General features: G+C 70.2%; 8 protein-coding genes. 5 read left to right on the top strand and 3 right to left on the bottom strand.

Features of this window, described 5'->3' with window-relative positions:
• Positions 1–20: 20 nt before the first annotated feature.
• Positions 21–689: a M23 family metallopeptidase gene (locus tag ACGFIG_RS15760; protein WP_393003333.1), complete on the top strand. Its 669-nt coding sequence runs from the start codon at positions 21–23 to the stop codon at positions 687–689.
• A 195-nt stretch (positions 690–884) separates the two neighbouring features.
• On the opposite strand, the gene ACGFIG_RS15755 is transcribed toward ACGFIG_RS15760, so the two are convergent.
• From ACGFIG_RS15755 to ACGFIG_RS15745, 3 genes are all read right to left on the bottom strand, one after another.
• Positions 885–2375, bottom strand: coding sequence for a CoA-acylating methylmalonate-semialdehyde dehydrogenase (locus tag ACGFIG_RS15755; protein WP_393003331.1), 1491 nt, complete (start codon positions 2373–2375; stop codon positions 885–887).
• A 124-nt stretch (positions 2376–2499) separates the two neighbouring features.
• Positions 2500–2958, bottom strand: coding sequence for a dimethylsulfonioproprionate lyase family protein (locus tag ACGFIG_RS15750; protein ID WP_393003329.1), 459 nt, complete (start codon positions 2956–2958; stop codon positions 2500–2502).
• Entirely contained in the window at positions 2955–3743 is a 789-nt protein-coding gene (locus ACGFIG_RS15745; RefSeq protein ID WP_393003327.1) for a cupin domain-containing protein, read from the bottom strand. The genes ACGFIG_RS15750 and ACGFIG_RS15745 overlap by 4 nt, the downstream gene beginning before the upstream one ends.
• A 387-nt stretch (positions 3744–4130) precedes the next feature.
• On the opposite strand from ACGFIG_RS15745, the gene hydA reads away from it, so the two are divergent.
• From hydA to ACGFIG_RS15725, 4 genes are all read left to right on the top strand, one after another.
• Positions 4131–5510, top strand: coding sequence for a dihydropyrimidinase (hydA, locus tag ACGFIG_RS15740; RefSeq protein WP_393003325.1), 1380 nt, complete (start codon positions 4131–4133; stop codon positions 5508–5510).
• Positions 5511–5643: 133 nt separating this feature from the next.
• A complete protein-coding gene (locus ACGFIG_RS15735; protein ID WP_393003323.1) occupies positions 5644–7254 on the top strand; it encodes an ABC transporter substrate-binding protein in 1611 nt (536 codons plus the stop codon).
• A gap of 158 nt (positions 7255–7412) precedes the next feature.
• On the top strand, positions 7413–9470 hold the full coding sequence (locus tag ACGFIG_RS15730) for a hydantoinase/oxoprolinase family protein (RefSeq protein ID WP_393003321.1): 2058 nt from the start codon (positions 7413–7415) through the stop codon (positions 9468–9470).
• A complete protein-coding gene (locus tag ACGFIG_RS15725; RefSeq protein ID WP_393003319.1) occupies positions 9470–11503 on the top strand; it encodes a hydantoinase B/oxoprolinase family protein in 2034 nt (677 codons plus the stop codon). The genes ACGFIG_RS15730 and ACGFIG_RS15725 overlap by 1 nt, the downstream gene beginning before the upstream one ends.
• Positions 11504–11551 lie beyond the last annotated feature (48 nt).

Raw genomic sequence — 11551 nt, 5'->3', positions numbered from 1 at the left:
GTGCCTTGCCGGCGTCTGCCATGCTCGGGCCGGTGACGACCGGCCACCCCACCAGCCCCCGCACCCACCGCCGTGTCCGCAGCCGCCGCACCCGCGTCGTGTTGATCTCCGGCGCGGTCGCCGTGCTTCTCGCCGCCGCCGTGTTCGTCGTCGCGGTGGTCGTGCCGCTGGTGCGGCCGGCGGGGCCGCGTCCGCTCTTCCAGCTTCCGGTCGCCTGCGGCGAGACGTGGCAGTTGGGCACCTATCCCGGTCACGACGACTACGACGTGGACCTGTTCCCGACCGAGGGCAAGGCGTGGGGGCGGCCGGTGCTCGCGTCGTACGCGGGGAAGGTGACCGTGGCGGGGATCAACGGATCGCTGGGTGGCCGTACGCCGGACGATCCGGACGGGCCGCGTGGCCGAGGCGGCGGCTACTGGGTGAAGATCGACCACGGCGGCAAGTGGGAGACGCAGTACCTGCACCTGCTGGAGCCACCGCTGGTCCGGGCCGGTCAGCGGGTCGCGCAGGGCGAGCAGATCGGGCGGGTGGGCAGCACCGGCAACTCCGGGGCGCCGCACCTGCACTACGAGCAGCGCCGGGGCTGGGAGAAGGTCGAGGCGTACTTCGACGGCGTGCCGTCGGGGATCACCCACGACGACACCGAGTACACGGTCACGCGCAAGAGCAACAACTGCGTCGGGGGATGACCGCCGGTGACCCCCGTGCGGCCGGGCTCGTGCTGAGCCCGGCCGCTGGGGCCGGCGACGTGGTGCCCGTGCTGAGCCACCGGAACGGCAGGTGCCTTGCCGCTCCGTTCGCACCTCGTCGGCGGTGTGGTGGGGCCGGGGGACCGCCCGCTGGCCCTGGTGCCGAGCCGCGAGCTGGCCTCCGGCCCCGGGGGGTCAGGAGGCGGTGGGGAAGTGGAAGTCCGACCCGATCGTCTCGGCCCGGCCCGGCCACCGGCTGGTGACGACCTTGCCGCGGGTGTAGAACGCCACCCCCTCCGTGCCGTGGATGTGGGTGTCACCGAAGAGCGAAGCCTTCCAGCCCCCGAAGGAGTGGTAGGCCATCGGCACCGGCAGCGGGACGTTCACGCCGATCATGCCGACCGTGACGTCCCGGACGAAGCGGCGGGCCGCCGCTCCACCGGAGGTGAACAGGGCGGTGCCGTTGCCGTACGGGTTGGAGTTAATGATCCGGACGGCCTCGTCCAGGGTGTCGGCGCGCAGCACGACCAGGACCGGTCCGAAGATCTCCTGCTGGTACGCGGCCATCTCGGGTGTGACCCGGTCCAGCAGGCACGGGCCGACGAAGTAGCCGCCGTCGTGGCCCTCCACCCGCAGGCCCCGGCCGTCGACGACCACCGTGGCGCCGGCTTCCTGCGCCTCGTTCACGGAGGTGATGACCCGCTCGCGCGCCTCGCTGGTGATGACCGGGCCCATCTGGGAGGACGCCTGGTCACCCGGGCCCACCACGATCGTCGACGCTTCCCTGGCCAGCAGTTCGATCAGCTCGTCGCCGGCCGTGCCGACCGCGACCACGGCGGAGATCGCCATGCAGCGCTGCCCCGCCGAGCCGTACGCGGCGGAGGTGATCTGCCGCGCCGCCTCGGCCAGGTCGGCGTCGGGGAGCACCACGGCGTGGTTCTTCGCTCCGCCCAGCGCCTGGACCCGCTTGCCGGAGGCTGCGGCGCGCTGGTGCACGTAACGGGCGATCGGGGTGGACCCGACGAACGACACCGCCGCGACGTCGGGGTGGTCGAGCAGCGCGTCAACGGCCGGCTTGCCGCCGTGCACCACGTTGAACACCCCGTCGGGCAGGCCGGCGTCGGCGTACAGCTGGGCGACGAGGTTCGAGGCGGACGGGTCGCGCTCGCTGGGCTTGAGGACGAAGGTGTTGCCGCAGGCGATGGCGATGGGGTGCATCCACATCGGCACCATGACGGGGAAGTTGAACGGGGTGATGCCGGCGCACACCCCCAGCGGGGCGCGCAGCGAGTACGAGTCGATGCCGGTGGAGACCTGGTCGGAGTAGGCGCCCTTGAGTAGTTGCGGGATGCCGCAGGCGAACTCGATCACCTCCCGGCCCCGGATCACCTCGCCGCGCGCGTCCTCGATCGTCTTGCCGTGCTCGGCGGTGACCAGCCGGGCCAGGTCGTCCTCGTGCCGCTCCACCAGGTCACGGAGCTTGAACAGGACCTTGGTCCGGCGGGACAGGGAGGTGTCGCCCCAGGACTCGTAGGCCTTGGCCGCCGTGGCGACGGCCTGGTCGATCTCGGGCTGCCCGCCGATCGCCACCTGTGCCTGGGGCTGTCCGGTCGCGCTCTGGTACACGGTCGCGTACCCGCTGCCGGCGACGGACGCCCCACCAATCCAGTGCTCGATGCTGCGCACCGCACTCTCCTTCGTCAATCGACGCTCCGAACGTCGCCGGATTCGTTCTGCGATTCGGTTCATGTGCTGTGGGTCGGGCGGGGTCCCGGCACGTCGTACGTGACCGGGATCCCGCCTGTGGGAGCTAGAGCCACCGGGTGCCGATTCCCCGCAGGTCGGGGGTGCTGAAGGAGTAGAGCAGCTCCATGCTGTCCGTGCTGTCGGTCTCGATCGCGTGGCCGACGCCGGCGGGGATGTACATCGCGGTGCCCGGGCCCGCCTCGAACTGTTCGTCGGCCACGGTGAACAGCGCCGTGCCGGACAGCACGTAGTAGAACTCGGCGGAGTCGGCGTGCAGGTGCAGCGGGTGCTTCATCCCCGGCTCCATGCGGTAGACGCCGGTGAGGAACTCGCACTCCGGATCGCCGGTCAGTTGCCGGTCGACGAGGCGGTGCACGAGGCCCTCGTCGTCCGGGTTGTGGTTGAGGGCGGAGATCAGCTCGTACGCGAGTTCGTCGCGGTGCACCACGAACGCCGGGCGTGGGCCCTTCGCCCCGGGGGTGGCGGCTGCTATCCGGCGGCCACCGGTGGGTAACGCCGTCACCGCTCGGCGTCCACGCTCGTCGCCCCGAGGGGGATCTGGGGGCTGGTGAGGGGGCCGTGGTGCTTGGAGAGGCAGAGCGCGTCCCAGCCGGTGACCACCCCGTGGATGACGCCCGGTTCCCAGCACAGGTACTCGCCCGAGCGGTAGACGTGCTCCGGGTCCGTGGCGCACCAGCCGCCGAGGAAGAAGATCTCCTCGGTGCTGTGGTGGAACTCCAGGGCGGTCTTGGCGAAGCGCCGGGGCAGGACGAACAGGATGGTGTCCTTGCCGGTCTCCTCGACCTTGCGCAGCCGGATGCACTGCGTGGGCACCTCGAGGTCGCCGTGGCTGCTCGTGTCGGTCACTCCCGCGAACGCCTCTCGCACGGGGAGCCAGCTGGTCGGGTCGAAGATGTCGACGGTCTCGCCGAACGGCTTCGACGGTGCGGGGCGCTCGTCCGTGCGGACCTCGAACGGCGAGTCGGTCCAGAAGATCAACGTCGCGCCCTGCTCCGACGAGACCGGGCCGATCTCGGTGCCGGACGGCAGGAAGAGGTAGTGCCCGCGCCGGCACTGGCGGCCGGCGATGGTGAGGTCACCGTCGCGCACCAGTAGTTCGAGGTCGGCGCTGTTCCAGTGTTCCGGCATGACCCAGCCGGGTGGGACGTCGACGACGAGCGTCTGTGCGCCGGTCTCCGGGTCTTCGTTGATGTGCCGGGTGAGCAGTCCGAAGGGCAGATCCTTGGCCCGCCACACCCGCTGGGATACCTGGTCGATGATGACCCGTCGCTTGCCGGAATGAGTCACGGTGGACCTCCTTCGGGTTGCGCAGGATTGTATGTAATCGCTGTGGCACCGTCTAGGCCGTCGTCCCGGTGGTCGGGATCTACGCAGTCGACGAAGGTGCAACCCGTGCTTCGGCGCGGACGGGCCGAAGATCATGTATGCAAAACCGTCCCTGTCGACCCGTTCCTGGTCGGCGGTCCGGCCCGCGGTGCGGATCTGCCGGAGTGGGCGGGGTGCGGGCGGCGCGCGCCGGGCGGCGGTGCCGACGACAGTATGCCCGCCCGCGGCCGGCGCCCGGGGTGGTCGCGGTGGTCGGGCTCCTTGTGCCTGGTCAGGTCACTTGTATACGATCCAGCGTCTAGTCGTCCTTCCAGCCGCGTTTCCTCATCTGCTCGGAATCGGGGAGAGATGTCGCGAAGATTCGGTCTCGTCGGTGGGACGGTGGTCACCGAGGACGGCGTACAGGCCTCTGACGTGCTCATCGAGTCCGGGCGTATCGAGAGCATCGGTCAGATACCGCCGTCGGCGGACATCGAGAAGGTTGATGTCCGAGGGAAGATCGTGATTCCCGGCGGCGTCGACGTGCATACACATTTGGATACGCCGTTCATGGGCGCCGTGACCTCCGACGACCATGCCTCGGCGAGCCGCGCCGCCGCCGTGGGTGGTACGACGACCTACGTCGACTACGCCTTCCAGCGACCCGGCGAGCGCCTGCCGGAGGTCCTGGGGCGGTGGGCCGGTCGGGCCGGGGGCCGTTCCGCCATCGACTTCAGCTTCCACCTGGCCGTGACCTCGCCGTACCCGGATCTCGTGGCGGACATGGCGCTGGTGGTCGCCGACGGCGTGACCAGCTTCAAGGTGTTCATGGCGTACAAGGGCCTGGCCATGCTCGACGACGGTCAGCTCTTCTCGATCCTCGACGAGTCGAGTCGGCTGGGCGCGACGCTCTGCGTGCACGCCGAGAACGGGCACGTCATCGACGTCCTCGCCGAGCGGCTCGTGCGGGCGGGCAGGACCGGGCCGCTGGCGCACATGCTGTCACGGCCGCCGGAGACCGAGGTGGAGGCCGTGCGACGCGCGATCACGCTCGCGAACATGGCCGACGCCCCGATCTACTTCGTGCACCTGTCGACCGCCGGCGCCGTCGCCGCCGTCGCGGAGGCCCAGCGGGCGGGGCGCCCGGTCTCGGGCGAGACCTGCACGCACTACCTCCTTCTCGACGAGGACCTCTACCACGCGCCCGGGTTCGAGGCGGCCAAGTACGTCGTCAGCCCGCCCCTGCGCGGTCGCGAGCACCGCGAGCAGCTGTGGCAGGGCCTGCGGGAGGGCACGCTGGGCGTGGTCAGTTCGGATCACTGTCCGTTCTGCATGGACGGACAGAAGACCCTGGGCGCCGACGACTTCAGGCGGATTCCCAATGGTGCGCCGGGCATCGAACACCGCGTTCCGCTGCTCTACGGGCACGGGGTGCGTCCGGGGCGACTGAGTCTCGAACGCTTCGTCGACGTGGTGTCGACCGAGCCGGCCCGCCGGTTCGGGCTCTACCCGACGAAGGGCGTGATCCGGCGCGGTTCGGACGCCGATCTCGTCGTGCTCGACCCGCAGGCGGCCTCGGTCGTGCTCGCGCAGACGATGACGCAGAACTGCGACTACACCCCCTTCGAGCGGTGGCACGTCCCGGGGCGTGTCGACGCGGTCTACCTCAGGGGCGAGCTGATCGCCCGTCGTGGGCGTTTCGTCGGACGTCAGGACGCCGGAAAGTTCCTGGCCCGTCGCCCTGCGTGATGGTTTTGGGATGTGGCCGTACGGAGCCTTGACAGCGCATGACTTGTATACAAACATCAGCGCTTGTGACCTGCTTCATAAGGTTTCTCTGCGTCAGCTGAAGCAACCTTGCACACAATGTGGAGGTGTTGGCATGGGAATACGTTCCGTGCGGGTACAGGCCGTGGCAGTGCTCGCCGTTGCGGGCCTGGCTCTCGCGGCCTGCGGGAACGATGCGAAGAAGTCTGATGCCGGCACCGGCCAGACCCTGACCATCGCCGCGCCCGGTGTCGTGTCGAGTCTCGACTCCGAGCGCTACCAGGGTTTCATCTCGATCGACCTGCTACCGAACACCGCTGGCACGCTCGTGCGCTTCAAGAAGCCCGAGGCCGGCGCGACGAAACTCCAGACCCCGGACCAGATCGAGCCCGAACTCGCGGAGTCGTGGAAGCTGAGCGACGACCGCAAGCAGATGACCTTCACCCTTCGTGAGGCCAAGAGCCAGTTCGGCAACACCCTCACCGCCCAGGACGTGAAGTGGTCGGTCGAGCGGATGGTCGAGAGCAAGGGTGTGCCGATCGCCAAGACCCTGATGGGCATCGGCGGCTGGGACATCGCCAACCCGATCACCGTCACCGACGACAAGACGTTCACGATCAACGTCGCCAAGCCGAACGCGGTGAGCGTCTCCATCCTGAGCACCTTCTTCATGACCATCTACGACTCGGTGGAGGCGAAGAAGCACGCCGCGGCGGACGACCCGTACGCCTACAAGTGGCTGGGGGAGAACACCGCCACCTTCGGGCCGTACCAGGTGAAGTCCTTCGACCCGGGCAAGGAGGTCCGCCTCACCGCCAACCAGAACTACTTCCGCGGTACGCCCAAGGTGACCGACGTGGTGGTGCGTGCCGTCGCCGACACCTCGAACCGGCTCCAACTCGCCCAGAGCGGGCAGGTCGACGTCGCCACCGCGATGACCTTCGACCAGCTCTCCTCGCTCGAGAAGAGCGGTGACGTGCGCCTCGAGCGGGTGCTCTACCCGAACATCGACGTGCTGGTGCCGAACCTCAAGGCGAAGCCGTTCGACGACAAGCGGGTGCGCGACGCCATCTCGCTCGCCGTGGACCGCAAGGCGATCGTCGACTCGGCGTACCAGGGCTTCGCCACCGCGTCGGCCGACTACATCCACGACGACTTCGGTGCCCCGGCGGCGGACAAGCCGTTCACCCACGACATCGACCGGGCCAAGCAGTTGCTGGCCGAGGCGGGACTGCCCAACGGCTTCTCGATGGAACTCGCCTACAACGCGGCGAACGTGGGGGCCCACAGCGAGCAGGTGGCCGTCCTGCTGCGCTCGCAGCTGGCCAAGGTCGGCATCGACGTCAAGCTGAACAACGTGGCCTCCGGCGCGGACTTCGACGCCGCCAAGCGTGAGGGCAAGCTGCAGACCTGGCTGGCCACCAGCACCCCGCTGGTGCCCGACCCCGCCTACTACCTGCAGGTCTTCTACTCCACCGGTGGACTCACCAACCTGCAGAACTACAGCTCGCCGACCCTCGACGACCTCAGCCGCAAGATCCTCGAAACCCAGCCGGGGGCCGAGCGGGAGGCGCTGGTCAAGCAGGTCAACGACTTCATGGTCGATGACATGCCCGCCGTGCCGCTGGTCGACGGCCAGAAGTACTACGTCTTCAAGAAGAGCGTGACCGGGTTCGTCAGCTACTCCCAGGGCCACGTGAACTACTACGACATCAACATCTCCTAGCCCCGGTCGGGCGTCCCCGGCACCGTGGCCGGGGACGCCCCGACGGGCGGTGGTTCCGGACGGACCGCCGTCGAGCCGGTCACCGCCACCGGCGCCTCTTCAGAAAGCTGGAACAGCCGACAAGACCGGTGTCTCCCCAGAAAGCAGGAAGTTCACTGATGTACCGACTAGGAGTTGACGTTGGTGGCACGTTCACGGACGTTCTGCTGATCGAAGAGGCGACCGGCAGGACGCGCCGGACGAAGGTGCCGTCGACGCCCCACGACCAGTCCGTCGGTGTCATCGAGGGCGTGACCCGCGTGCTCGCGGACGCCAAGGCCCGCGCGGCGGACGTCCGCCAGTTCCTGCACGGAACGACGGTGGCCACCAACGCCGTACTCGAACGTCGGGGGGCCCGGGTCGGCCTGATCGTGACCGTCGGCTACCGGCAGGTCCTGCACATCGCGCGCTCGTTCGTGCCGGGCGGTCTGGGCGGCTGGATCGTCTGGGACCGGCCGGCCGAACTGGTGGCGCTGGAGGACGTACGCGAGGTCGCCGGCCGGCTCGACTTCCGGGGCGACGAGGTCGAACCCCTCGACGAGTCGGCCGTCCGCGCCGCCGTCCGCCAGCTCGTCGACCGGGGCGTGGACGCCCTTGCCATCGGCTTCCTCAACTCCTACGCCAACCCGGCCCACGAACTGCGCGCCGCCGAGATCGCCGTCGAGGAGGCGCCGGGCGTACCGGTGTCCACCTCCGCCGGTGTCCTGCCCGAGCTGGGTGAGTACGAGCGCACGCTGACCACGGTGGCCAACGCCTACGTCCGCCCCGGCGTCGGGGCCTACCTGCGCAACCTCAGCACGAAACTCATCGCCGAAGGGCTCGTCGGCGAGCGTCGGGTGCTGCGCTCCGACGGCGGCCTGATGACCTTCGAGCGCGCCGAGGACATCCCCGTCAGCCTGCTGATGAGCGGGCCCGCCGGCGGGGTCGCCGCGGCGGTGGCCCTCGGGCCGGCCGCCGGCTACCGCGACCTGCTCACCCTCGACATGGGCGGCACCTCCACCGACGTCGCCCTGATCGAGGACGGCACCCCCGTCATCCGGCGCGAGACGACCGTGGCCGACCTCGCCGTGCGCGCCCCGTCGATCGACGTGCAGACCGTCGGGGCCGGCGGCGGTTCGATCGCGCACGTGCCCGAGCTGACCGGGGCGCTGCGGGTCGGCCCGGCCAGCGCCGGCGCCCTGCCCGGTCCGGCGACGTACGGCCGCGGGGGCGTGCTGCCCACCGTCACCGACGCGAACGTCGTGCTCGGCTACCTGCCGCACGCGCTGCTCGGCGGGGCGATGCCGCTCGACGTCGAGAAGGCCCGTACCGCGGTCGGGACCGTCGCGACCAAGCTCGGCGTGTCGGTGGAGGCCGCCGCCGCCGCGATCATCGACATCGTCAACGAGAACATGCTCGGCGCGCTCCGGCTGGTCTCGGTGCAGCGGGGCTACGACCCGCGGCGGTTCGCGCTCGTCGGGTTCGGCGGCGCGGGCCCCCTGCACGTCAACGCCCTGGCCAAGCTGCTCGGCTCCTGGCCGGTGCTGATCCCGCAGTCGCCGGGGGTGCTCTGCGCCTACGGCGACGCCTCGACGGGCGTGCGGGCCGAGGCGAACAGGTCGCTGGTACGCCCGCTCGACGACATCGACGAGGAGCAGTTGCGGCGTGAGTTCGCCGAGCTGTCCGCGCAGATCGACACGGAGTTCGACCGGGCCGCCGTGCCCGCGGACGCCCGTACGGTGCGCTTCGAGGCCGACGTGCGCTACCACGGCCAGGGCTTCGAGGTCTCCGTCGCCGTCGGGGAGTCCCGGCAGGAAGCGCTGATCCCGAAGCTGCGCAGCGGGTTCGACGAGGCCCACCAACGCCTGTTCGGCTTCGCCCTCGACGAGCAGCACGAGGTCGTCAACATCCGGGCGGTGGGGGTCTCCGAGGCCGGGCGGATCAAGCCGGTGGAGATCGAGCACGGCGACCGGGACGCCTCCCGCGCGATCATCGGCCGCCAGCAGGTGTACGTCGACGGGGGCTGGCAGGAGGCGTCGCTCTACGACCGCACCGCCCTGCGCGCCGGCAACGAGCTGCCCGGGCCGGCGATCGTCGTCGAGATGGATTCCACCAGCCTGGTCCTGCCGGGCTGCGTCGCACGCGTCGACAGGCTGGGCAACCTGCTCATCCTGCCGACCGAGGATGGAGTGGTCTGATGAGTGCGGTCATCGTCGAGACGCCGCGGCCGGCGCGTGCGGTGGAGGTCGAGCCAGCGGTGCTCGACATCGTCGAGAACGCGTTGCGCAACGCCCGCTTCGAGATGGACGCCGTCGTCCTGCGTACCGCGATGTCGCCCGGCATCCGGGAGCAGCACGACGCGTTCCCGCTGATCGCCGACCGGCGCGGGCGCATGGTCGCCGGGCAGTTCGGCTCCTTCATCGACGGCTTCCTCTCCGGCTACGACGGCACGGTCGAGGAGGGTGACGTCTTCTTCACCTCCGACCCGTACGCCTGTGACGGCGCCATCAGCCACGCCAACGACTGGCTGGTGCTGCTGCCGATCTACCACCAGCGGGCGCTGGTCGGCTGGGCGGCGATGTTCGGCCACATGAGCGACGTCGGCGGCAAGGTCCCCGGCAGCCTGCCGACCGACGCCGTGTCGATCCACGAGGAGGGGGTCATCGTCCCGCCGGTGAAGCTGTTCCGGGGCGGGACGCTCGACCAGCAGCTGCTGGACACCGTCCTCAACCAGGTGCGGCTGCCCAGCTGGAACCGGGCCGACCTGAACGCGGTCCTGGCGTCCTGCCGGACCGCCGAGACCCGGGTCCGGGAGCTCTGCGACCGGTTCGGCGTGGACACCTACCTGTCGACGCTGGACCTGCTGCTGGAGCGCAACCGGCAGGCGATGGCGAAGCTCTTCCGCCAGGTCATCCCGGAGCAGCCGGTCACCTTCGAGGACTTCGTCGACGACGACGGACGCGGTGAGGGACCGTTCCGCATCCGGTGCACGCTGTGGCGTGAGGGCGACCGGGTCGTGCTCGACTTCACCGGGACCAGCGACCAGGCCGACGGGTCGATCAACTTCCTGCTGAACGAGAACGTCCTGCGGATGTTCTTCGGCGTCTACACGATCATGGCGGTCGACCCGCTGATCCTGTTCAACGACGGGTTCTATCCGCTGGTCGACGTCCGTATCCCCGAGGGCAGCCTGCTCAAGCCCCGACGGCCGGCGGCCATCTCGTGCCGTACGCACGCCCTGGGCCGGCTCTTCGACGTCCTCGCCGGGCTGCTGGGACAGTGCGAGCCGGACTTCCTCTGCGCGGCCGGGTTCTCGTCGAGCCCGCACCTCATGTACTCCGGTCTGGACCGCTCGGGCAAGTGGTTCCAGCTGTACCAGATCGGCTTCGGTGGCGTGCCCGCCCGCCCGGCCGGCGACGGCTTCGACGGGCACTCCATGTGGCCCTCGTTCACCAACGTGCCGAACGAGTACCTGGAGGCCTACTACCCGCTGCGCATCGAGGCCTACGAGTCGATCCCCGACTCGGGCGGCGCGGGTCTGCACCGGGGCGGAAACGGCATCCGGGTCGGCTACCGGTTCCTCGAACCGGGTGAGGTGTCCATCCACGACGACCGGTGGTTCACCAAGCCCTGGGGCGTGCTCGGCGGCGAGCCGGGACAACGCGGCACGAAGATCCTCCAGAAGGCCGACGGCTCGCGGCAGGTGGTGCCGGCCAAGTGCGACCACGTCGCCGTGACGCCGGGCGACCTCCTGGACTTCGTCACCTGGGGTGGCGGCGGCTGGGGCGATCCGCTGCAGCGCGATCCGGAGCAGGTGCGCTACGACGTCGAGCAGGGTCTCGTCACCGTCGAGGGCGCCCGGCAGTACGGGGTCGTGCTGGTCGGCGACGACATCGACCACGACCGCACCCGGGCGCTGCGCGCCGAGCTGGCCGCCGCCCGGCCGGAACTGCCCCGCTTCAACCGGGGCGGCACGCTGGAGGAACTGAAGGCGCGCTGCCTCACCGAGACCGGGCTGGCCCCACCACGGGATCCGTCCCGCACCCGGGTGCGGGACGAGCCGACGGCGGCCCCCGCACGCACCGCTGCCACGACGCAGACCCGGCGCCCGGCCGACGCGGCCGGGGCGGGTGGCGTCCGGCCGGGAGCGGGACCGCGCCCGCAGACGCCGACGCTCTCCCCGTTGGAGGCGCTCGTGCACCACATCGCCCGGCAGGTGACCGGGCGATGATCCCCACCCCTTCCAGGACCAGCGACGTCCTGGACAACGGCGGGCACC

Source organism: Micromonospora sp. NPDC049048 (genome assembly GCF_043197615.1).
Classification (GTDB): domain Bacteria; phylum Actinomycetota; class Actinomycetes; order Mycobacteriales; family Micromonosporaceae; genus Micromonospora.
This window is presented reverse-complemented; position numbering and strand designations above follow the sequence as displayed.

Excerpts from the sequence above, each read along its gene's own strand:
- ACGFIG_RS15760 (WP_393003333.1), top strand. The coding sequence starts at position 21 with ATGCTCGGGCCGGTGACGACCGGCCACCCCACCAGCCCCCGCACCCAC.
- hydA (WP_393003325.1), top strand. The coding sequence starts at position 4,131 with ATGTCGCGAAGATTCGGTCTCGTCGGTGGGACGGTGGTCACCGAGGAC.
- ACGFIG_RS15735 (WP_393003323.1), top strand. The coding sequence starts at position 5,644 with ATGGGAATACGTTCCGTGCGGGTACAGGCCGTGGCAGTGCTCGCCGTT.
- ACGFIG_RS15730 (WP_393003321.1), top strand. The coding sequence starts at position 7,413 with ATGTACCGACTAGGAGTTGACGTTGGTGGCACGTTCACGGACGTTCTG.
- ACGFIG_RS15725 (WP_393003319.1), top strand. The coding sequence starts at position 9,470 with ATGAGTGCGGTCATCGTCGAGACGCCGCGGCCGGCGCGTGCGGTGGAG.